Source organism: Pseudomonas sp. IT-196MI5, assembly GCF_949767415.1.
GTDB lineage: Bacteria > Pseudomonadota > Gammaproteobacteria > Pseudomonadales > Pseudomonadaceae > Aquipseudomonas.
In genome coordinates this window covers 169,790-192,028 of sequence record NZ_CATKPZ010000077.1, presented here as the reverse complement: position 1 = coordinate 192,028, position 22,239 = coordinate 169,790, and the positions used below count along the sequence as shown (strand labels likewise).

General features: G+C 60.2%; 21 protein-coding genes. 15 read left to right on the top strand and 6 right to left on the bottom strand.

Annotated features, from left to right (window positions below; all coding sequences use genetic code 11):
- Window positions 1-54: 54 nt before the first annotated feature.
- Window positions 55-858, top strand: a complete 804-nt coding sequence (locus ACM6IK_RS26645; RefSeq protein ID WP_414876679.1) for an IclR family transcriptional regulator — start codon at window positions 55-57, stop codon at window positions 856-858.
- Here the strand turns inward: ACM6IK_RS26645 and ACM6IK_RS26640 are convergent.
- Window positions 855-1,907 carry an NAD(P)-dependent alcohol dehydrogenase gene (locus ACM6IK_RS26640; protein WP_414876678.1) on the bottom strand — a complete coding sequence of 351 codons (1,053 nt, stop codon included), beginning with the start codon at window positions 1,905-1,907 and terminating at the stop codon, window positions 855-857. The two genes, ACM6IK_RS26645 and ACM6IK_RS26640, sit on opposite strands and share 4 nt — an antisense overlap.
- Before the next feature lie 178 nt (window positions 1,908-2,085).
- On the opposite strand from ACM6IK_RS26640, the gene ACM6IK_RS26635 reads away from it, so the two are divergent.
- Window positions 2,086-2,976 carry an AraC family transcriptional regulator N-terminal domain-containing protein gene (locus ACM6IK_RS26635; RefSeq protein ID WP_414876677.1) on the top strand — a complete coding sequence of 297 codons (891 nt, stop codon included), beginning with the start codon at window positions 2,086-2,088 and terminating at the stop codon, window positions 2,974-2,976.
- 178 nt (window positions 2,977-3,154) lie between these two features.
- Here the strand turns inward: ACM6IK_RS26635 and ACM6IK_RS26630 are convergent, their stop codons facing one another.
- The gene (locus ACM6IK_RS26630; RefSeq protein ID WP_414876676.1) at window positions 3,155-4,819 is read right to left on the bottom strand and encodes an electron transfer flavoprotein-ubiquinone oxidoreductase; all 1,665 of its coding nucleotides are present in this window, start codon (window positions 4,817-4,819) and stop codon (window positions 3,155-3,157) included.
- Window positions 4,820-5,367: 548 nt separating this feature from the next.
- On the opposite strand from ACM6IK_RS26630, the gene ACM6IK_RS26625 reads away from it, so the two are divergent.
- The 13 genes from ACM6IK_RS26625 (at window position 5,368) to csrA (ending at window position 16,810) form a co-directional block, all read left to right on the top strand.
- On the top strand, window positions 5,368-6,117 hold the full coding sequence (locus ACM6IK_RS26625; protein WP_414876675.1) for an electron transfer flavoprotein subunit beta/FixA family protein: 750 nt from the start codon (window positions 5,368-5,370) through the stop codon (window positions 6,115-6,117).
- Window positions 6,118-6,133: 16 nt separating this feature from the next.
- A complete protein-coding gene (locus ACM6IK_RS26620) occupies window positions 6,134-7,063 on the top strand; it encodes an electron transfer flavoprotein subunit alpha/FixB family protein (protein ID WP_414876674.1) in 930 nt (309 codons plus the stop codon).
- Between the two features lie 225 nt (window positions 7,064-7,288).
- Entirely contained in the window at window positions 7,289-8,125 is an 837-nt protein-coding gene (locus ACM6IK_RS26615; RefSeq protein ID WP_414876673.1) for a substrate-binding periplasmic protein, read from the top strand.
- A gap of 9 nt (window positions 8,126-8,134) precedes the next feature.
- Window positions 8,135-8,491, top strand: coding sequence for a DUF4398 domain-containing protein (locus ACM6IK_RS26610; protein ID WP_414876672.1), 357 nt, complete (start codon window positions 8,135-8,137; stop codon window positions 8,489-8,491).
- Window positions 8,488-9,300, top strand: a complete 813-nt coding sequence (locus ACM6IK_RS26605; RefSeq protein ID WP_108215384.1) for an OmpA family protein — start codon at window positions 8,488-8,490, stop codon at window positions 9,298-9,300. The genes ACM6IK_RS26610 and ACM6IK_RS26605 overlap by 4 nt, the downstream gene beginning before the upstream one ends.
- A 201-nt stretch (window positions 9,301-9,501) precedes the next feature.
- A complete protein-coding gene (locus ACM6IK_RS26600; RefSeq protein WP_008050371.1) occupies window positions 9,502-10,941 on the top strand; it encodes a PLP-dependent aminotransferase family protein in 1,440 nt (479 codons plus the stop codon).
- Window positions 10,942-11,021: 80 nt separating this feature from the next.
- The gene (locus tag ACM6IK_RS26595; RefSeq protein ID WP_414876671.1) at window positions 11,022-11,504 is read left to right on the top strand and encodes a translation initiation factor 2; all 483 of its coding nucleotides are present in this window, start codon (window positions 11,022-11,024) and stop codon (window positions 11,502-11,504) included.
- 166 nt (window positions 11,505-11,670) lie between these two features.
- Entirely contained in the window at window positions 11,671-11,925 is a 255-nt protein-coding gene (locus ACM6IK_RS26590) for a YkgJ family cysteine cluster protein (RefSeq protein ID WP_108215386.1), read from the top strand.
- 96 nt (window positions 11,926-12,021) lie between these two features.
- On the top strand, window positions 12,022-12,627 hold the full coding sequence (locus ACM6IK_RS26585; RefSeq protein WP_414876670.1) for an START domain-containing protein: 606 nt from the start codon (window positions 12,022-12,024) through the stop codon (window positions 12,625-12,627).
- A 337-nt stretch (window positions 12,628-12,964) separates the two neighbouring features.
- Entirely contained in the window at window positions 12,965-15,058 is a 2,094-nt protein-coding gene (locus ACM6IK_RS26580; protein ID WP_414876669.1) for an LTA synthase family protein, read from the top strand.
- A 200-nt stretch (window positions 15,059-15,258) separates the two neighbouring features.
- On the top strand, window positions 15,259-16,074 hold the full coding sequence (locus ACM6IK_RS26575) for an SDR family oxidoreductase (protein ID WP_414876668.1): 816 nt from the start codon (window positions 15,259-15,261) through the stop codon (window positions 16,072-16,074).
- 64 nt (window positions 16,075-16,138) lie between these two features.
- Complete coding sequence (locus tag ACM6IK_RS26570; protein ID WP_008004345.1) at window positions 16,139-16,471, top strand: YnfA family protein; 333 nt, start codon at window positions 16,139-16,141, stop codon at window positions 16,469-16,471.
- A 153-nt stretch (window positions 16,472-16,624) separates the two neighbouring features.
- Entirely contained in the window at window positions 16,625-16,810 is a 186-nt protein-coding gene (gene csrA / locus ACM6IK_RS26565) for a carbon storage regulator CsrA (protein WP_414876667.1), read from the top strand.
- Window positions 16,811-16,815: 5 nt separating this feature from the next.
- Here csrA and ACM6IK_RS26560 read toward each other — a convergent pair whose 3' ends face one another.
- From ACM6IK_RS26560 to ACM6IK_RS26545, 4 genes are all read right to left on the bottom strand, one after another.
- Window positions 16,816-17,043 carry a YheU family protein gene (locus ACM6IK_RS26560; protein ID WP_414876666.1) on the bottom strand — a complete coding sequence of 76 codons (228 nt, stop codon included), beginning with the start codon at window positions 17,041-17,043 and terminating at the stop codon, window positions 16,816-16,818.
- 200 nt (window positions 17,044-17,243) lie between these two features.
- Entirely contained in the window at window positions 17,244-18,434 is a 1,191-nt protein-coding gene (locus tag ACM6IK_RS26555) for an osmoprotectant NAGGN system M42 family peptidase (RefSeq protein WP_414876665.1), read from the bottom strand.
- A gap of 121 nt (window positions 18,435-18,555) precedes the next feature.
- On the bottom strand, window positions 18,556-20,304 hold the full coding sequence (ngg, locus tag ACM6IK_RS26550; protein WP_414876664.1) for an N-acetylglutaminylglutamine synthetase: 1,749 nt from the start codon (window positions 20,302-20,304) through the stop codon (window positions 18,556-18,558).
- A 3-nt stretch (window positions 20,305-20,307) separates the two neighbouring features.
- A complete protein-coding gene (locus ACM6IK_RS26545) occupies window positions 20,308-22,080 on the bottom strand; it encodes an N-acetylglutaminylglutamine amidotransferase (protein WP_414876663.1) in 1,773 nt (590 codons plus the stop codon).
- Window positions 22,081-22,239: the final 159 nt, after the last annotated feature.

Sequence of the window (22,239 nt, the reverse complement as noted above, 5' to 3'; positions counted from 1 at the left end):
CACGCGGGCGACCATAATGCCGCCCGTTCACTCGCTCAACGGTAAAGGCTGGATATGCAGGAAGACGCCCCAAAAGTTGCCAAGGACGCCGCACCGACCGGCACCCAGACCCTGCTTCGCGGTCTGGGTGTGGTTCACGCCGTGGCCAGCGGCGCCCGCGATCTCAAGGAAATCGCCCGGCTGATCGGCACCACACGCAGCACCACCCATCGCCTGGCCAGTTGCCTGGTGGACGAGCGTTATCTGCGGGTGGTGCCGCAAGTCGGTTATCTGCTGGGGCCGAAACTGATCGAACTGGGGTTCCAGGCGCGTGAAGAGTTGCCGCTGGTGACCCTGGCCGGGCCGTATCTGGACGAGTTGTCGGCGTTGACCGGCGACACCATTCACCTGGCGATTCGCGAAGGCGACGAAGTGCTGTACCTGCACAAGAATCCGGGGCGCAATGGCCCGGAAATGCGTTCACGGGTCGGCCATCGCATGCCGTTGGCGCGCACCGGGATCGGCAAGGCACTGATGCTCGATGATTCACCGCAAGAGTGGCAGCGCCTGTACGAAGTCAGTCTTCCGGTGGGTGGGAAAAATCAATTCTGGCCACAGCACCCGGAGCAATCCTGGGAGCAGTTCGAGCAGCGCATGGTCGAGTATGTGGCCGGCGGCTACGCCTTCGACCTGGAAGACAACGAACCGTCGATCCGTTGCGTGGCGGCGCCGATTCGCGATGCCAGCAAACGTATCGTCGCCGGCATCAGCATCGCCAGCACCGTGCCGTACATGCCGCTGGAAAAAATGGCCGAGCTGATTCCCCTGATCAAAGGGGTCACGACCCGGCTGTCGGCGGAGTTGGGTCTTAAGGTTTAAACCTTGAGGGTCGCCATGTCGATGACGAAGCGGTACTTCACGTCACCGGCGATCATGCGGGCGTAAGCCTCGTTGATCTGACGGATGTCGAGCATTTCGATGTCGCAGGTGATGTTGTGCTCGGCGCAGAAATCCAGCACTTCCTGGGTTTCGGCGATGCCGCCGATCAGCGAGCCGGCCAATACCCGGCGGCCCAGGACCAGTTTGGCCGCATGCACTGGCGGCTCTACGGGTTCGATCAACCCCACCAGAATATGCACGCCGTCGAAACGCAGGGTGTCGAGGTAGGGGTTGAGGTCGTGCTGCACCGGAATGGTGTCGAGCAGGAAGTCGAAGTGACCGGCGGCGGCCTGCATCCGGGCGTCATCGGTGGACACGATCACATGGTCCGCGCCCTGGCGGCGAGCCTCTTCGGCCTTGCTTGCCGAACGGGTGAACAGCGTCACTTCGGCGCCCATCGCCTTGGCGAACTTGATGCCCATGTGGCCGAGGCCGCCCATGCCCAGAATCCCGACCTTGTCACCGGCTTTCACGCCGTAGTGCTTGAGTGGCGAATAAGTGGTGATACCGGCGCACAGAATCGGTGCGGCACTGGCCAGGTTCAGTTTCTCGGGGATGCGTACCACAAAGTGCTCGCTGACCACGATGCTGTCGGAGTAGCCGCCCATGGTGTTGCTGCCATCCACGCGGTCCGGGGTTGCGTAGGTCATGGTCGGGCCTTCGAGGCAATATTGCTCCAGGTTGGCCTGGCAAGCTTCGCAATGGCGGCATGAATCGACCATGCAGCCGACACCGACCAGATCGCCGACTTTGTGTTGGGTGACATTCGCACCGACGGCGGTCACTTTGCCTACGATTTCGTGACCAGGCATCAGCGGGTAAACGGCAATACCCCACTCGTTGCGGGCCTGATGGATGTCTGAATGGCAGACGCCGCAGTAGAGAATCTCGATGGCAACGTCGTCGGCCCGTGGGCTGCGGCGTTCGAATTTCACAGGGGCGAGGGGAGCGGTGGCCGACTGGGCGGCGTATCCGATGGCGGTGTACATGGTGAACCTCGCAAAAGCGCTGACGGGTGAGGTGGCGCATTCTGGGCGCCGAACCCGGTAGCGGCCATGGCGATTCCTCCGGGTGTCATGCCTATTCCTCCGGCATCGCTCCTTGAGCGATTCCATTGGCGATCAGACCTGCGATGATGCTTTCATCCCTTTTTTCGAAGTTTTTTTCATGCAGTTGACCCGTCATCTTGATGCCAATGCCAGCCTGGTTTCGCTGATCGAGCCGCTGTCCACTCGCAACGGTTTCGTCCCGACTGCATTGCCGGGCGTGCAGGTTCTTCGGGCCAGTTGCGATGTGGCCCGTGGGCCGCAGATCTATGAGCCGAGCCTGGTGATCATCGCCCAGGGCAGCAAACTGGCGTACCTGGGGCCGCGAACCCTTGAGTACGGGGCAGGGCACTATCTGATTCAAGCGCTGCCGGTGCCCTTCGAGTGTGAAACCTTTGCCGCGCCGGACGGGCCAATGCTGGGCGTTTCTGTCGCGATCGACCGGGTGATGCTGGGCGAGCTGGTATTGGCAATGGGCTTGGCGCCGGGGCGGCATATTCTGGCGCAAACACCTGAGTCCATGACCTCGGCGGTGCTCGATGATGCGATGCGTGGTTGTGTCGAGCGACTGTTACGCTGCCTGCACGATCCGCTGGAGTGCCAGATCATGGGGCAAGCGCGCTTGCGCGAGTTGCTGTTCGTTGCATTGCGCGGTCCGCAAGCCGATGTATTGCGGGCGTTGGTTGAGCAGCAAGGGCAATTTGCCCGGATCGCGGCATCCCTCAGTCATCTGCATGCGCATTACACCGAACCGCTGAATGTCGAGACTCTGGCCAGTTGCGCCAACATGAGTGCGTCAACCTTTCACGAGCATTTCAAGCGCAGCACCTTGTTGTCGCCTGTGCAGTATCTGAAGCGATTGCGTTTGCTCAAGGCGCAGCAGTTGTTGCTGGGCGAGGGGCTGGGCGTGGCGCAGGTGGCGCATCGGGTGGGGTATCAGAGCACGTCGCAGTTCAGTCGCGAGTACAAGCGCTACTTCGAGCGTAATCCGGGGGAAGAGCGCGCAGCCTGACCACCGCCAATCCCCTGTGGGAGCTTGCTCGCGATGACGGAGTTTCATTCAGCATCGATGTTGACTGACACGCCGCCATCGCGAGCAAGCTCGCTCCCACAGGGGGACGGTGTTATGTCCTGAATCGCACGCAACAAAAAGGCCCCCGTTTCGGGAGCCTTGATGGTCGTGGTTCGGCTTACATGTTCGGGTAAGTCGGGCCGCCGGCGCCTTCAGGCGTCACCCAGGTGATGTTCTGTGCAGGATCCTTGATGTCACAGGTCTTGCAGTGAACGCAGTTCTGGGCGTTGATCTGGAAGCGCTTCTCGCCGTCCTCCTTGGTGATCACTTCGTATACGCCGGCCGGGCAGTACCGCTGGGCAGGCTCATCGTACAGCGGCAGGTTCTTGCTGATCGGGATGCTCGCATCGGCCAGCTTGAGATGGCACGGCTGCTCTTCTTCGTGGTTGGTACCGGAGATGAACACCGAGCTGAGTTTGTCGAAGCTGATCTTGCCGTCCGGTTTCGGGTAGTCGATCTTCTTGCAGTCGGCCGCCAGCTTCAGGCAAGCGTAATCCGGCTTGGTGTCGTGCAGGGTGAACGGCAGTTTGCCGCCGAAGATGTTCTGGTCGAGCCAGTTGAAACCGCCACCGACGATAGCGCCAAATTTGTGGATCGCCGGGCCGAAGTTGCGACTGGCGAACAGTTCTTCGTAGAGCCAGCTCTTCTTGAAGGCGTCGACGTAGGTGGTCAGTTCTTCGCTGCCGTCCTTTTCGGCGAACAGCGCGTCAGCCACCGAATCAGCCGCGAGCATGCCGGACTTCATCGCGGTGTGGCTGCCTTTGATCTTGGCGAAGTTCAGGGTGCCGAGGTCGCAACCGATCAGCGCGCCGCCCTTGAACACCATTTTCGGCAGCGAGTTCAGGCCGCCCTTGCTGATCGCGCGGGCACCGTAGCTGATGCGCTTGCCGCCTTCCAGGTACTGCTTGAGCACCGGGTGATGCTTGAGGCGCTGGAACTCGTCGAACGGCGACAGGTAGGTGTTGCTGTAGGACAGGTCGACGATCAGGCCAACCACTACCTGGTTGTTTTCCAGGTGATAGAGGAACGAGCCACCGGTGTTCTCGGTGCCCATGATGTCCATCGGCCAACCGGCGGTGTGCACCACCAGGCCAGGCTGGTGCTTGGCCGGGTCTACTTCCCAGATTTCTTTCAGGCCGATGCCGTAGTGCTGGGCATCCGCGTCAGTGTCCAGGTTGAAACGCTTGATCAGCTGCTTGCCGATGTGGCCACGGCAACCTTCGGCGAACAGCGTGTACTTGCCACGCAGTTCCATGCCCGGGGTGTACAGGCCTTCCTTCGGGTTACCTTCGCGGTCGACGCCCAGGTCGCCGGTGATGATCCCGCGCACCACGCCGTTTTCGTCGATCAGCGCTTCCTGAGCGGCGAAGCCTGGGTAGATCTCAACGCCCAGGTTCTCGGCCTGCTGGGCCAGCCAGCGGCACAGGTTGCCCAGGGAGATGATGTAGTTGCCTTCGTTGTGCATGGTCTTGGGCACAAAGAAGTCTGGAATTTTTTGCGCGCTCTCAGCGTTCTTCAGAACGAAAATGTCGTCGCGGGTGACGGGGGTGTTCAGCGGCGCGCCGAGTTCTTTCCAGTCCGGGAACAGTTCGTTCAGGGCCCGTGGTTCGAACACGGCACCGGACAGAATGTGAGCACCGACTTCGGAGCCTTTTTCGACCACGCAGACGCTGATTTCCTTACCGGCTTCGGCGGCCTTCTGCTTCAAGCGGCAGGCGGCGGAAAGACCCGCGGGGCCGGCACCGACGATGACAACGTCGAATTCCATGTATTCGCGTTCCACAGGTTATCTCCTACTCAAGGCTCAACAGTTTTTTTTCTAATTTGGAGGTTCAGTGTCGCATCCATGAATCCCGGCGCAACGCCGAGAGCGGACAATCGATTGACCACCTTTCTCTTTGGGTGGCGCATTATATCTACACCACTCTCAGCGTCCAATACAAACGTTTGTTTGAATTGGCTCAAAGCCAGAGAAATCAAAGTCACGCGCCTTATGAACGGCCATTTTGGCGTATTGACCGGAATAGGCGTTCCGGTCAAGATACGGGCGGTTTTGCGCTCGCCGTAGGCTGACTGTTGGTTTCAAGAGCACCTCTAAAGACAGGGCGATGGCAGTAGAGAGTGATGCGCTGCGCGGGGTTGATGCGCAGTTTACACGCCGCGATGTTGAATGACTCGTCAGTCACCACTGACGGACGGTCATCCAGATCATGAGCGATGGTCACTTGACCGCTTTGCCGGCGTTTTTGGAGGTGCCCTTGCGCCCGATGAGCATCAACCGCCAGGTTCGCCTAGGCGACTTTCTTTTCACCGGAGAGTAACGAGGAATCCATGAAGGTTCTTGTAGCTGTCAAACGCGTTGTGGATTACAACGTCAAGGTTCGCGTCAAGGCGGACAATTCCGGCGTCGATCTTGCCAACGTCAAGATGTCGATGAACCCGTTCTGCGAGATCGCCGTGGAAGAAGCCGTACGCCTGAAAGAGAAAGGTGTTGCGACTGAAATCGTCGTCGTCTCCGTCGGCCCGTCCACCGCTCAAGAGCAACTGCGCACCGCGCTGGCTCTGGGTGCCGACCGCGCCATCCTCGTAGAAAACGCCGAAGACCTGACTTCCCTGGCTGTTGCCAAACTGTTGAAGGCCGTTGTCGACAAGGAACAGCCTCAGCTGGTGATCCTTGGCAAACAGGCCATCGACAGCGACAACAACCAGACTGGCCAGATGCTCGCTGCATTGAGCGGCTACGGTCAGGGCACGTTCGCTTCGAAAGTCGAAATCAGCGGCGACAGCGTAGCCGTGACCCGCGAAATCGACGGTGGCGCGCAGACAGTTTCCCTGAAACTGCCGGCCATCGTCACCACCGACCTGCGTTTGAACGAGCCGCGCTATGCGTCTCTGCCAAACATCATGAAAGCCAAGAAGAAGCCTCTCGAAGTGCTGACTCCAGACGCTTTGGGCGTTTCCACCGCCTCCACCAACAAGACCGTGAAAGTCGAAGCGCCGGCTGCACGCAGCGCGGGTATCAAGGTCAAGTCGGTGGCTGAACTGGTCGAGAAACTGAAAAACGAAGCGAAGGTGCTTTGAGTTAAGGAGCCGAATCATGACTATCTTGGTAATCGCTGAACACGACGGCAAAGCAGTGGCCCCGGCTACGCTGAACACCGTTGCTGCCGCCGCCAAAATCGGTGGCGACGTGCACGTACTGGTTGCAGGTCAGGGCGTTGGCGCCTTGGCAGAAGCCGCTGCGAAAATCGCTGGCGTGAGCAAAGTGCTGGTGGCCGACAACGCTGCCTACGCTCACCAGCTGCCGGAAAACGTTGCACCTCTGGTTGCAGAGTTGGGCAAGGGCTACAGCCACATCCTGGCTGCCGCTACTTCCAACGGCAAAAACATCCTGCCGCGGGTCGCCGCTGCACTGGACGTTGACCAGATCTCCGAGATCATCTCGGTAGAAAGCGCCGATACCTTCAAGCGCCCGATCTACGCCGGTAACGCCATCGCTACCGTTCAATCGAGCGCTGCAGTGAAAGTGATCACCGTGCGTGCCACCGGTTTCGACCCGGTTGCCGCTGAAGGCGGTTCTGCTACTGTTGAAGCCATTGCTGCTGCTCATGACGCTGGCATCTCCAGCTTCGTTGGCGAAGAACTGGCCAAGTCCGATCGTCCGGAACTGACCGCTGCCAAGATCGTCGTTTCCGGCGGCCGTGGCATGCAGAACGGCGACAACTTCAAACACCTGTACGCCCTGGCCGACAAGCTGGGCGCTGCCGTCGGTGCATCGCGCGCCGCGGTCGACGCAGGTTTTGTACCCAACGACATGCAGGTCGGTCAGACCGGCAAGATCGTTGCGCCACAGCTGTACATCGCCGTCGGTATCTCCGGCGCGATCCAGCACCTGGCCGGCATGAAAGACTCCAAAGTGATCGTTGCGATCAACAAGGACGAAGAAGCGCCGATCTTCCAGGTGGCCGATTATGGCCTGGTGGCAGACCTGTTCGAAGCCATCCCTGAGTTCGAGAAGCTGGTCTAATCCGGCTGCTTCACTTATAAAGAGCCCGGCCTTTTGGTCGGGCTTTTTTTTTGGGGTTCTTCACGTAATCCCGGGACACACCGATAACGCAATACCTGTAGGAGCGAGCTTGCTCGCGATGAGTTCAAGGGCGCCGCGTTTATCCAGAATGAACGCGTCATCGTTAACGACCATCGCGAGCGAGCTCGCTCCTACAGGTGTTACATCCAAGTGGAGTGAATTGCCATGGATCTGCGACTTGCGTGGAGCTTACTGGGATTGGCGTTATTGCCGACGCTGTCTGTCGCTGCAGGCAAATGCGAGCGCCTGGTGGTGACCGGCAGCCCGGACGCCCCACCGTATCTGTGGCAAGACCCGCAGAATCCCGAACGCCTGATCGGTGCCAGTGCCGATTTGCTGCAGCAAGTGGCGGGGGAGCTGGGGCTCAAGGTCGAACTGCTGTATGCCGGCAAACGCGCCCAGGCCCTGGACGAAGTGCGCAGCGGGCGCATGGACATGCTGGCGGACGCAACGTTGACCGTCAGTGAGCTGGAATCCCTGGATTACATCCATCCACCTGTGCTGGAAAACGACTATCTGGTCTGGACGCGCAAGGACTCGACGCTGATCTATAACGAAGCACAAGATCTGCACGGCCATAGCGGTGCCGTGTCGGAAAAGGCTCGATTGACTCCGCAATTCAGCACCTTTGCCGGACAGCAGTTAACCCTCACGCACACGTCCAACCTGACCCAGGCCTTTCAGAAACTGCTGTTGGGCGAGGTCGAGTTTGTGCTGGCAGGACGTTACTCGGGCATGGCGACCGCACAGACACTGGGCATGGCCGGTGATTTGGTCACTCGCGCGCAACCGGTCGACAAGCCAGGCCTGTACCTGGCGATTTCCCATGACTCGGCCTGCAACGATCCGTGGTTGCGCGGACAGTTGGCCAAAAAGATGACAGAATTGCCCGCGTCCGGACTGACGGAAGCCGTGCTGATGCGCAATATCGAGCGTTGGAAGGCACAACGCTCACAACCGCAGCAACCCTCGCAACAACCCGTCAGTGCCCCAAAACAGTAAGGATTTTCAGTGAGTATTCGACCTCTTTTCGCTGCCGTGGCCCTTGCCGCCCTGGCGGGTTGTGCAACCGATCCTGCGCCGAATGAACAAATGCGCCTGACCGAACAGGCACTCGAACAGGCCAGGGCCGTGGGCGCCACCGCCGACGATGTGCCGGAAATGAAACTGGCCGAAGACAAGTACAACCGCGCCAAGGGCAACATGACCGATCAATCCTTCAAGAATGCACGCATGCGGGCCGAACAGGCCGAACTCGATGCGCGCCTGGCTGAAGCCAAGGTGTTGAAGGCCAAGAGCGAGGAGCAGTTGAACGTGCTGAACACCCGCATCGCCCGCCTGCAAAAGCAACTGGGAGATGCCGAATGAGCCTCAAGAGCAAAGCCCTCGGCGGTTTGATCCTGGCAGGCTGCGCGAGCCTGTCTGGTTGCGCCAGCCAGCACAGCGAGACCGCATTGCAGCAGGCTGGAACCGATTTTCAGAAGGTCAAGGAAGACTCCAATGTGCTGCGAATCGCCCCCAAGGACGTGATTCGCGCCGGGGAGTCCCTGGCTCGTGCCGATCGCCTGTCCAGCTATTGGGGTAGCGGTTCGGACGTGGTGCATTACGCCTATCTGAGCCAGCGCTATAGTGCCATTGCCCGGGAACACACCGATCAGGCGCTCAATGAAGAGCAAGCGGCGAAACTCGAACTGGAGCGGCAGCGCCTGCAATTGGCACTGCGTGAATCCAAACTGTTCAGCGTGCAGCAGCAAGGCAAATGGCTCGAAGAGCAGATCCTGGCATTGACGACCACCCAGACCGACCGTGGCCTGGTGATGACATTGGGCGACATGCTGTTCGACACCGGCGAAGCGGAATTGAAACCTTCGGCCAACCGTGTGGTGTTGAAGATCGTGCAGTTCCTGCAACTCAACCCCAAGCGCGTGGTACGGATCGAAGGTTATACGGACAGTACCGGGGGCAAGCAGGAAAACCTCAAGCTGTCCCGCGACCGCGCACAATCGGTGGCTGACGTGTTGATGGACCTGGGCATCGACGACAAGCGTATCCAGGTCGAGGGTTATGGCGACGAGTATCCTGTGGACGCGAATGCGTCGGAACGGGGTCGGGCGCAGAACCGTCGGGTTGAAATTGTGTTTTCCGACGAAAAGGGCCAGCTCGGCGCTGCCCGGTAAGGCAGCTCCAGCTCCTGCAACCCGGCCTGCCATGCAGCGCCGGGTTTTTTATGACTGCCGATTAACGCATAAAACAGTACAGATTTTGCTGACACTGCACTGTATGGTCGACTATTGTGGCAACTGTCCCCGTACACTTCTAAACTGTTCCGGTATTGTTTCACACAAGAATAAAATGCCCGTGAAATCGAGTGCTGCGTCATGACCAATCTTTTGCTCTATCAACGTATTGCTCAACAACTGGCCGAAGACATCCGCCGTGGGGTCTATCAGCCGGGGGAGCGCGTGCCTTCGGTGCGCAAGATGAGCTCGCAGCTCAATGTCAGCCATGCGACGGTGTTGCAGGCGTATGCCAATCTCGAGGATCAGGGGTTGATCCGCGCCCGGCCGCAGTCGGGGTACTACGTGCACCAGACGCCGGCACTCACCGCACCGACGCCGGACATCGCCCGGGTAGAGCGCCCCGGCCTGGTCACCCGCAGTAGCATCATTCAACAAGTCCTGGTCGAATCCCGTCGTGAAGGGGTCTTCCCGCTGGGCGCTGCAGTGCCGAGTGTCGATTATTTGCCGGTGCGGGCACTGCATCAGCAATTGGCCAAAGTCACCCGTTTCCATAGCCCGCGGGCCTTCAGCTACATGTTCAGCCCCGGTTTCGAGCCGTTGCGCCGACAGGTGGCGATCCGCATGCGCGATGCCGGCGTGGTGGTCGATCCGTCGGAAGTGGTGATTACTCACGGCTGCGTCGATGCCCTGCAGATGTCCTTGCGCGTGCTGACCCGTCCGGGCGATCTGATTGCGGCCGAGTCGCCGACCTATTACGGGTTGCTGCAACTGGCCGATCTGTTGGGCCTCAAGGTCATCGAGATCCCCAGCGATCCGGCCACGGGCATGAGCCTGGAAGCCCTGCAACTGGCGGCCAACCAATGGTCGATCAAGGCGTTGGTGCTGACCACGCGACTGAGCAATCCATTGGGCGGCACCATGCCGGAGGAGCGGCAGAAACAATTGCTGCGCCTGGCGTCGGACTTCGATATCCAGATTGTCGAAGACGATATCTACGGCGAGCTGATGTTCGAGCAAGGGCGCACCAAGTCCCTCAAGGCCTACGATCGGCTGGACCGGGTGATCTATTGCTCAAGCTTCTCTAAAACCCTGTCGCCTGGCGTGCGGATCGGCTGGATGATTGCCGGCAAGTATCAGCAGGAAATCCAGCGCTTGCAGACCTTCAGTACGCATTCTGCGTGCAGCGTGACCCAGATGGGCATCGCCGCTTACCTGGAAAATGGCGGGTACGACCGGCATTTGCGCTTCATCCGTCAGGAATACCGCAAGAACCTCAGTGCCTTCCAGCTGGCCGTGCAGCAGTATTTCCCGGAAGGCACGCAGATGACCCGGCCTACCGGCGGCTTCATTCTGTGGGTCAGTCTGCCGGGACGGGTCAACACCCAGGAGTTGCACGTGCGGGCATTGCAGCAGGGCATCAGTATTGCACCGGGGCTGATCTTCAGTAATACCGAGCAGTTCAATCACTGCATTCGCCTCAATTGCGGTATCCCGTGGAACCGTGAAGCCGAGCGCGCGTTGATGACCTTGGGCATGCTGGCCACCCAGCTCTGCCAGGAGATGGCGGGCGGTTTGTAACAGGCTGCTACGGTGCTTGTCTTGTGGGCTGCAACAGGCGAGCATGTGCACCTCTGCCGTTTGCACCCACCGTGGGATACATGAAACCGACCTTTCCTGCCGCCTGGCTTTTGCTCTGCCTGTTTGCGAGTATTCAGCCGGCATTCGTCGTAGCGGCTACCGAGCAGGATCAGGAGGCCTCCGGCAGTTTCCAGGTCGCACCGATACAACCTGAACCTGTGAAAAAAGCCTCGCCGGCCGAGAAACCGGCGACGCCCGTGAAAAAGCGCCCGCCCATTGCCTCCAAATCGAAACCGGCCAGCGAAGTGGTCAAGACCGAGCTTCCATCCGCCACGTTGGACCTGAGCCTGCCCAAGGATATGGTCCAGGAACTCAAGCCGGTCGGAACGGTGCCGTTGATCAGGCGCGAACCGCTGTTACCCCCGATGTTCGGTGACAAAAGCGACAGCAGCCCGTTCCAGCTCAACGGCCGCCTGCTCAGCAATGAAATGCAGCTGCAACTGCGAAAGGAGGAGCGCCGCGATGTCGAAGGCGCGGCACTGGACTTCGAGTTCAAGCAGTAACCTCACCAGGATCCGCGAACCGCAGACCAGACGCTTTGTCGGCGACTGGTCGGTCATGCTGGTTTGCATTGAAAAACCCGCTCGCAGGTAATTTAAAACAACTGTTTAAACGGGTACTCTGTGCCCCGTCCTTTTATACATTGCTCGTCGCGAGGAGCTTGTCGTCATGAAATGCCGTGAGGGCTGTGGCGCTTGTTGCATTGCCCCTTCCATCAGTTCACCGATTCCCGGTATGCCCAACGGCAAAGCCGCAGGGGAGCGTTGCCTGCAACTTTCCTCCGATAACCTGTGCAATATTTTCGGCCAGCCGGAACGGCCGGCGGTGTGTTCTGCCTTCGAGGCCGACCCCGAGGTGTGTGGAAGCAGCAGCGAAGAAGCGATCCGGTTGATTGGCTGGTGGGAACAAATGACGGCGGCGTGATGTGTGGGCTTGCACCTGCGATCACCTCCGAAAAACCTGAAGGTGATCGCAGGTGCAAGCCCAACGAACGGAACTTCAACAATAAGGAATAAGACTATGGGTTCGCTGCATCGTATGGCTGTGCTGTGTGGTTTGACGGTTGTGCTGGCTACCTCGGTGGCTCAGGCCGAAGACTGGAAAGTCAAAAAAGACGAAGACGGCATCAAGATCTCCCTGAGTGAGGTGGCCGGCTCCGACTACAAGGCCTACCAGGGCGTCACGCTGATGAGGACCACCATCGCCAAGCTGCGCGCGTTGCAGGAAGACGTGTCCGGAGCCTGCGCCTGGATTCACGAATGCAAAACCCAGAAGCTGCTCAAGCACGAAGGCGACCAGAGCTGGACCTACACTCAGTTCAACACCCCGTGGCCGGTTACTCCACGTGATTCGGTGTTGCACGTCACCACCACCGAAGGGGCTGATGGCAGCCTGACCCGCAAGCTCGAAGGCGTACCAAAATACATTCCTGAAGAAAAAGGCTTCGTCCGGGTCGCCAAGGTCGACGGTTTCTGGAAGTTCGTGCCCAAGGGCGACCAGGTCGAAGTGACCTATCAGGTGCACACCGAGCCGGGCGGCAGCGTGCCGTCGATGGTGGCCAACAAGTTTGTGGTGGATGCCCCGTTCAATACCTTGAAAGCCCTCAAGGAACGCGCCGAGAAGTAACGCTGTCGTTCTTTCAAGGTGACTTCGTAGCGCCCCGACCGGTTCGGGGCGTTTGCGTTTTTGACGGGGGCGGACGCTTTAATTTGTTTCCGAATGTGCGTTGCACGAAATTTTCACCCAGTCTCCAAGACAATTCGCCGGTTCTTGCGCAGCACGCTGCGTATTCCTGAGTGCGGGATGAAACAGTCGGGATGAGGGTAGTTATCAATGGCAATGCTGCCGTTGATCGTGCAACATTTGCGCACCGCGCAAACCCCCGGGCCTGGTACGGGCCGAAAAGAGGGCAAGGCGCAGCTGTATTTTTGAAACTTCAACTTCCAATGGGTCCTAAAACGACATGGCAATCCCGGACGCCCTGAATCAGCAGCGAGCTTCTAGTCGCCTGCTGCAACCGACCGTCAAATCGCATCTGGCCTACACGCTGTTGTGTGCCCTGGTCATGATGGTCATGTTCAGCCTGCTGCGCGTCGCGCTGCTGGTTTACAACCGCTCGATGATCCTCGACACACCGGCCTCGACCTTCCTCGAGGCATTCGCCAACGGTCTGCGTTTCGACCTGCGTCTGGTGGTCTATCTCAGTATTCCGTTGCTGCTGGCCTTGTTCAGCGTCCGGGCCATGGCGGCGCGCGGGCTGTTCCGTTTCTGGCTGACGATTGTCTCCAGCATTGCGTTGTTCCTGGGCCTGATGGAGATGGACTTCTATCGTGAGTTCCACCAGCGCCTCAACGGCCTGGTCTTCCAGTACGTCAAGGAAGATCCGAAAACCGTGATGAGCATGCTCTGGTACGGTTTTCCGGTGGTCCGTTACCTGTTGGCATGGGCCGTGGGCACCTGGATCCTGAGCCTGGCATTCATGGGCGCCGATCGTGCGACCCGCCCTCGTGGCCCGTTCAGTGGCGGCAGTATCGGCACGCGTCAGGTTGCGCCGTGGTACGCACGTATCGCGGTATTCGTGGTGTGCCTGCTGGTTTGCGTGGTCGCCGCCCGCGGTACTCTGCGTCAAGGCCCGCCATTGCGCTGGGGTGACGTCTATACCACCAATTCGAACTTCGCCAACCAGCTGGGTCTCAACGGCACCCTGCAGTTGGTTGCCGCAGCGAAGAGCCGGATGTCCGAAGATCGCGACAACATCTGGAAGGCCACCCTGCCTCAAGAGCAAGCCCAGCAAGTCGTGCGTGACATGCTGGTGCTGCCCGACGAGAAACTGGTAGACGCCGACATGGCCGCCGTACGTCGTGACTACACGCCGCCGACCGACAAGACCTTGCCGATCAAGAACGTCGTCGTGATCCTGATGGAAAGCATGGCCGGTCACTCGGTGGGGGCTTTGGGCGGGCCGGGCAACATCACGCCGTACCTCGACAAGCTGTCGAAGGAAGGCCTGCTGTTCGACCGCTTCTTCTCCAACGGTACTCATACCCACCAGGGCATGTTCGCCACCATGGGTTGCTTCCCGAACCTGCCGGGTTTCGAATACCTGATGCAGACCCCGGAAGGCAGCCACAAGCTATCTGGCCTGCCGCAGTTGCTCAGTGCCCGTCACTTTGACGACGTGTACGTCTACAACGGCGATTTCGCCTGGGACAACCAGTCGGGTTTCTTTAGCAACCAGGGCATGACCAACTTCATCGGCCGTAACGATTTCGTTAACCCGGTGTTCTCTGACCCGACATGGGGCGTGTCCGACCAGGATATGTTCGATCGCAGCCTGCAAGAGCTCAAGGCGCGGGAAAACGGCAAACCGTTCTATGCCTTGCTGCAAACCCTGTCCAACCACACACCTTACGCCTTGCCGACGCCATTGCCGGTCGAGCGCGTGACCAATCGCGGCAGCCTGAACGAGCACTTGACCGCTATGCGTTACGCGGACTGGGCGCTGGGCCAGTTCTTTGAAAAGGCCCGCAAGGAGCCGTACTTCAAGGAAACCCTGTTCGTCATCGTCGGTGACCACGGTTTCGGCAACGAACAGCAGATCACTGAAATGGACCTGGGCCGCTTCAACGTGCCGATGTTGATGATCGCGCCGGGCATCCAGGAGAAGTTCGGTCAGCGTGACCATACCGTGGGCACCCAGATCGACATCGTGCCGACCATCATGGGCCGCCTGGGCGGCGAAACTCGCCAGCAATGCTGGGGCCGCGACCTGCTCAACTTGCCTGAAGGCGATAAGGGTTTTGGTGTGATCAAACCTTCGGGTAACGAGCAGACCACGGCCATCCTCAGCGACGACCGGATCCTTGTACTGCCGAAGGAAAAGGACATGACGCCAAAGTTGTATCAGTACGAAATGGGCGCTACGCCGCATGCCGAGATCATTGCGGATGCACCGGGTACCGCTGAGTTGAAGCTCAAGCTCGAAGCGTTCCTGCAAACCGCGACCAAGAGTCTGCTGGACAACACCGCCGGTGTAGTTCACGGCACGCCGCAGTAAGTTGTGACGCAATGGAAAAGAGGCTCTTCAAGAGCCTCTTTTTTTTGCCTGGCGGGTCTCTATCTTTTTTTTTGTTGCATTAGTTACCTCAAAGGCTCCCGCGGTTTGCTCGGGCCATTCAGCAATCTGATGGAGCGTGGAGCGGGCAATATCCTTCGCTACACTCGGTGCATCTTCCGAGAACAACAAGGCTGTTCGCTATGCAAAATCGCATGATGATCACTGGTGCAGGCTCTGGCCTGGGTCGCGAAATCGCGTTGCGCTGGGCGCGTGAAGGCTGGCAACTGGCGTTGTCGGACGTCAGCGAGCCTGGTTTGCAGGAAACCCTGAAGCTGGTCCGTGAAGCCGGTGGCGACGGTTTCATCCAGCGCTGTGACGTACGCGATTACAGCCAGTTGACGGCGTTCGCCCAGGCCTGCGAAGTCAAGCTCGGCGGCATCGATGTCATCGTCAATAACGCGGGTGTGGCGTCTGGCGGATTTTTCAGCGAGTTGTCCCTGGAGGACTGGGACTGGCAGATCGCGATCAACCTGATGGGCGTGGTCAAGGGCTGCAAGGCTTTCCTGCCGCTGCTGGAAAAAAGCAAAGGCAAGATCATCAACATCGCGTCCATGGCCGCGTTGATGCAGGGCCCGGCGATGAGCAACTACAACGTGGCCAAGGCGGGCGTGGTGGCGTTGTCCGAAAGTCTGTTGATCGAACTGGCGCATCAGGAAGTCGGCGTGCATGTGGTGTGTCCATCGTTCTTCCAGACCAACCTGCTGGACTCCTTTCGCGGTCCGACCCCGGCCATGAAAGCCCAGGTCGGCAAGTTGCTGGAAAGCTCGCCGATCAGCGCCGCTGACATCGCCGACTACATCTACCGGCAGGTCGCCGCCGGCGAGTTCATGATCCTGCCCCACGAACAGGGGCGCATGGCCTGGGCGCTCAAGCAGAAGAACCCTCAACAGCTCTACAACGAAATGACCGTCATGGCCGACAAAATGCGCGCCAAGGCCAGGCAATCCGCAAGCTGATCTTGCCCGCAGGCAACGCTGTGGTTAGGGTGGCCGCCATCGGCCATCCTCGCGAGACGCTTGCATGCTCAATTACCTGTGGTTTTTCCTCGCCGCGCTGTTCGAAATTGCCGGTTGCTTCGCCTTCTGGATGTGGCTGCGCCAGGGTAAAAGCATGTGGTGGGTGGTGCCGGCGCTCCTCAGCCTGACCCTGTTCGCCCTGCTGCTGACCCGTATCGAAGCCACCTACGCCGGCCGCGCCTACGCCGCTTACGGCGGCATCTACATCATTGCGTCAATCGGCTGGTTGGCCGTGGTCGAGCGGATTCGTCCGCTGGGTTCGGACTGGCTTGGCGTGGCGTTGTGTGTGATCGGCGCGAGCATCATCCTGTTCGGGCCGCGATTCTCCGCGTCCTGACAGATCGGCCCTACAATCAGCCGGATTGTCAGACCTTTCCGTAAGCGTAGTGCGTCATGGCTGTCAGTCCGGTCTGGTTTTCTGTCGGAGCATTGTAGGCGTGCAGCGGGCCGGGCATCTTCAAGGGCCAGTAACCCCTGAAGGACACTCCTCATGCTCGTACTCACTCGCATTGTGGGCGAAACCATTTCCATCGGTGACAACATTACCGTGCGTGTTCTCGCGATCAACGGAAGCAACGTGCGCTTTGGCGTTGAAGCGCCTCAGGACGTCAATGTGCACCGCTGCGAAATCTACGAACGCATCCAGAAAAAACTGGCGAAAACCAAGGAGCGCTGAAGGCCTCAGTCAAACAGCTGCTTGGGCACGTCGTGCTTGAGCATCAGTTGGCATTGTTCACTTTCCGGGTCGAAGACAATCAGTGCCTGGCCCTTGGTCAAGGCCTGGCGCACGCGCAGTACGCGGGTTTCCAGTGGCGTGTCGTCACCATTGTCCGTGCCGTCGCGGGTCACGAAATCCTCGATCAGGCGGGTCAGGGTGTCGACTTGAAGTTGGTCGTAGGGAATCAGCATAGGCACCTCGGTTGGATCAATGGCGGGATGCTACGGCGAATGGCCGAGGACGGCCAGCCCGGGATCTTGTGTTGTCTGGTCTGACGCTATCGCGAGCAGGCTCGCTCCCACAGTTGACCCGGTTCTTCCATAAGAATGCGGGCGAATGTGGGAGCGAGCCTGCTCGCGAAGGCGGTTTACCTGGTGAAGAAGAACCCGGATCAGTTCTCCGACCGCTGCCCCACCAGGCTGTCCACCGAAGGCACCCGCGTATCGCTTTCCATCTGGGTGTCATGTTCAAGCTGATGGCTGAAGCGGTCCAGTGAGCCCTTGGCCGGTTGCGCATCGCTGGCAAACACGGGCGGGCTGAGGATGTATGCACCGAGCAGGCGGCTCAGGGCGGCGAGGCTGTCGATGTGGGTGCGTTCGTAACCGTGGGTGGCGTCGCAGCCGAAGGCGAGCAGGGCGGTGCGAATGTCGTGGCCGGCGGTGACCGCTGAATGGGCGTCGCTGAAGTAGTAGCGGAACAGGTCGCGGCGTGCCGGCAACTCGTTGTCGCAGGCCAGGCGCAGGAGGTGGCGCGACAGATGGTAGTCATACGGCCCGCCGGAATCCTGCATCGCGATGCTCACCGCATGCTCGCTGGAGTGTTGGCCTGGCGCGACCGGTGCGATGTCGATGCCGACGAATTCACTGACGTCCCAGGGTAACGCCGCCGCGGCGCCGCTGCCGGTTTCCTCAGTGATGGTGAACAGCGGATGGCAGTCGATCATCAACTCTTGGCCACTGTCGACAATGGCCTTGAGCGCCGCCAGCAGCGCGGCCACCCCGGCTTTGTCGTCGAGGTGGCGGGCGCTGATGTGGCCGGTTTCGGTGAACTCCGGCAGCGGGTCGAAGGCGACGAAATCGCCGACGCTGATGCCCAGCGACTCGCAGTCGGCACGGGTGGCGCAGTAGGCATCCAGGCGCAACTCGATGTGATCCCAACTGATCGGCATCTCATCCACGGCAGTATTGAACGCGTGCCCGGACGCCATCAGCGGCAAGACGCTGCCGCGAATCACGCCATTGTCGGTAAACAGGCTGACCCGGCTGCCTTCGGCAAAGCGGCTGGACCAGCAGCCGAGCGGCGCGAGGGCCAGGCGGCCGTTGTCCTTCACCGCCCGCACCGCCGCGCCGATGGTGTCCAGGTGGGCGGAAACAGCGCGGTCGGGGCTGTTCTTCTTGCCCTTGAGCGTAGCGCGAATGGTGCCGCGCCGGGTCAGTTCGAAGGGAATGCCCATTTCTTCAAGGCGCTCGGCGACGTAGCGCACGATGGTGTCGGTGAACCCGGTGGGGCTGGGAATGGCGAGCATTTCCAGCAGGACTTTTTGCAGGTAACCGAGGTCCGGTTCGGGGATTTTGCTGGTCATGGAAACTCCTGATGAGTTGAACGCATCGATGGTTTCGATGAGGGATTTTTGTTTCCTGGGCTGGCCCCTTCGCGAGCAAGCTCGCTCCTACAGCGAAGGGGCTAGCCCAGGCAACACATCACTAAGAGACCACCGGCTGACTATGCGGAAACAACAGATCCACAAACCGCTCCGCCGTGGGCTGCGGTTCGTGATTGGCCAGGCCGGCCCGTTCGTTGGCTTCGATAAATACATACTCCGGCTGGTCAGCGGCGGACACCATCAGGTCGAGCCCGACCATGGGGATGTCCAGCGCCCGCGCGGCCCGCACGGCGGCGTCCACCAGCGTTGGATGCAGGATCGCCGTTACATCCTCAAGAACACCGCCTGTATGAAGATTCGCCGTACGTCGTACGAACAGATGCTCACCGGCCGGCAGAATGCTGCTGTAGTCGTATCCGGCGGCACGCAAGGTGCGCCGGGTTTCCTGGTCCTGCGGGATCTTGCTTTCGCCACCCGTGGCCGCTTGTCGCCGCCGGCTCTGGGCTTCGATCAATGCACCGATGGAGTGCTGGCCGTCGCCGACCACTTCGGCCGGCCGGCGAATGGCGGCGGCGACCACTTCAAAACCGATCACCACAATGCGCAGGTCCAGGCCTTCGTGGAAACTTTCCAGCAGCACGCGGCTGTCGAAGTGGCGAGCGGTTTCTATGGCTTGCTGCACCTCCTCGAGGGTGCGCAAATCCACCGCCACCCCTTGCCCCTGCTCACCATCCAGTGGCTTGACCACCACGCGCCGGTGTTCATCGAGGAATGCCAGATTGTCATCGGCGTTACCCGCCAATTGCTGCGCCGGCAGGTTCAACCCCGCTGCCTTGAGCACTTTGTGGGTCAGGCTTTTGTCCTGGCACAGGGTCATGCTGACGGCGCTGGTCAGGTCGCTCAGGGATTCTCGACAGCGTACCCGGCGCCCGCCATGGCTGAGGGTGAACATCCCGGCGTCGGCGTCATCGACGTGCACATCAATGCCACGACGGTGTGCTTCCTCGACGATGATCCGCGCGTAGGGGTTGAATGCGGCTTCTGGACCGGGCCCGAGAAACAGCGGCTGATTGATGCCGTTCTTGCGCTTGATGGCGAAGGTCGTCAGGTTGCGAAAACCGAGCTTGGCGTAAAGGTTTTTCGCCTGTCGGTTATTGTGCAGCACGGACAGGTCGAGGTAGGCGAGCCCGCGACTCATGAAGTGCTCGATCAGATGCCGCACCAGCACCTCTCCGACACCCGGTCGCGCACAGTGCGGGTCGACCGCCAGGCACCACAGGCTGCTGCCGTGTTCGGGATCGTTGAAGGCCTTGTGGTGGTTGAGGCCCATGACGCTACCGATGACCGCGCCGCTGTCCTCGTCTTCGGCCAGCCAGTACATCGGGCCGCCCAGGTGACGCGGAGTGAGCAGGGTGGCGTCGATCGGCAGCATGCCGCGCGCCTGATACAGCTGATTGATCGCCTGCCAGTCGGCTTCGCTTTGCGCGCGGCGAATGCGGAAACCGCGAAACACCCGGGTTGCCTGACGGTAATCGCTGAACCACAGGCGCAAGGTATCGGACGGGTCGAGAAACAGCTGCGTTGGCTCCAGCCCCAGCACTTGCTGGGGCGCGGCGACGTACAGGGCAATGTCCCGCTCGCCGGGCCGCTCGTTGAGCAACTCCCCGGCGAGGCTCGCGGCATCGGCGAAGGTATGCCCGATCAGCAAGCGGCCCCAGCCGCAATGCACGGCAATCGGTGCCGCGCCGAGCGCACTGCGGTCTTCGGCCAGGCGTGCCTGCAAGCGTTCGTAGGAGGGCGACTGGCCGCGCAACAGGCGTTGGCTGATCGCTGTGGCATGAGGTTTCATCGGTCAGACTCCTTGTTCGCTGAGCCACAGGTTGAGGGCCGCCAGTTGCCACAGCTTTGAGCCGTGCAACGGCGTCAATTGTCCCTGTGGGTCAGTCAGCAGAAGGTCGAGCATCGCGGGATTGAACAGGCCGCGATCCTGGCTGGGATCGAGCAGCAACTCGCGCACCCACTCCAGCGTATCGCCCTGCAAATGCTTGAGGCCCGGCACCGGGAAGTAACCTTTCTTGCGGTCGATCACTTCACTGGGAATCACTTGTCTCGCGGCTTCTTTCAAGACTTGCTTGCCGCCGTCCGGCAGTTTGAAGCGCCCGGGAATTCGTGCCGACAGTTCCACCAGGCGATAGTCGAGAAACGGCGTGCGCGCTTCCAGGCCCCAGGCCATGGTCATGTTGTCGACGCGTTTGACCGGGTCGTCCACCAGCATCACCGTGCTGTCCAGGCGCAAGGCCTTGTCCACCGCCGCATCGGCACCGGGTTGGGCGAAATGGGTTTTGACGAAGTCACCGGCGGCGTCATTCGCGGTCAGCCATTTCGGTTGCACGGTGGCGGCGTAGTCGTCGTAGCTGCGGTCGAAAAACGCTTCGCGGTACGCTGCAGACGGATCACTCGCGCCGTCCACTTGCGGATACCAGTGGTAACCGGCGAACAGTTCGTCGGCGCCCTGGCCGCTTTGCACCACCTTGCAATGTTTGGCCACTTCCCGGGACAACAGGTAGAAAGCGATGCAGTCATGGCTGACCATCGGCTCACTCATGGCGCGGAAGGCGGCGGGCAGTTGTTCAATGATTTCCTTTTCGTCTATGCGCAGTTGATGGTGCTGCGTGCCGTAGTGTTGGGCGATCAGGTCCGAATACTGGAACTCGTCGCCGCGTTCGCCGCCGGCATCCTGGAAGCCGATGGAGAAGGTCGACAGATTGTCCACGCCGACTTCCCGCAACAGGCCCACCAGCAGGCTGGAATCGACCCCACCGGACAGCAGCACGCCGACATCGACCGCCGCGCGCTGACGAATCGCTACCGCTTCGCGGGTGCTGTCGAGCACACGGTCGCGCCAGTCTTCGAGGGTCAGATCCGTCTCATCGGCGTGAGGGCCGTAGGGTAGAGTCCACCAGGTTTTCTGCTCGGTGCGACCATCGGCTTCGATGCACATCCAGGTGGCTGGCGGCAATTTTTCAATCCCCGCCAGCAAGGTGCGTGGTGCCGGGACCACGGCGTGGAAATTCAGATAGTGATTGAGCGCCACCGGATCGAGGATCGGGTTGATGTCGCCACCCTTGAGCAATGCCGGCAGCGCCGAGGCGAAGCGCAGGCGCTGGTCGGTACGCGACAGGTACAGTGGTTTCACGCCGAGTCGGTCGCGAGCGATGAACAGGCGTTGGGCATCGCGCTCCCAAACGGCAAAGGCAAACATGCCGTTGAGTTTCGGCAGCAGCGCTTCGCCCCAGGCGTGATAGCCCTTGAGCAACACTTCGGTGTCGCCACCGGAATAGAAGGCGTAACCCAGGCTTTCCAGTTCCGCGCGCAGTTCCGGAAAGTTGTAGATCGCCCCGTTGAAGGCCAGGGACAAGCCCAGTTGCGGGTCGATCATCGGCTGCGCCGAGCCGTCCGACAGGTCCATGATTTTCAGGCGCCGATGGCCCAGGGCAACCGGCCCCTGGCTATGAAAACCCCAAGCGTCGGGGCCGCGAGGGGCCAGGTGATGGGTGATTCGTTCAACGGCTGCAAGGTCTGCAGGTTGATGATCAAAACGTAACTCGCCAGCTAATCCGCACATAAATTCCTTACCGGTTTTTCCGTTGGGGAGGGTCAATCGATACCCCGCCAAAACGGCGGGTACTCAGAAAGTGACCCTCCTCGGTAAGGGGAGTTTTAGACCGATGAGTTATATGTGTGACAGACCACGGCCGAATCGCCCCGTAAGTGCGACGTCGAC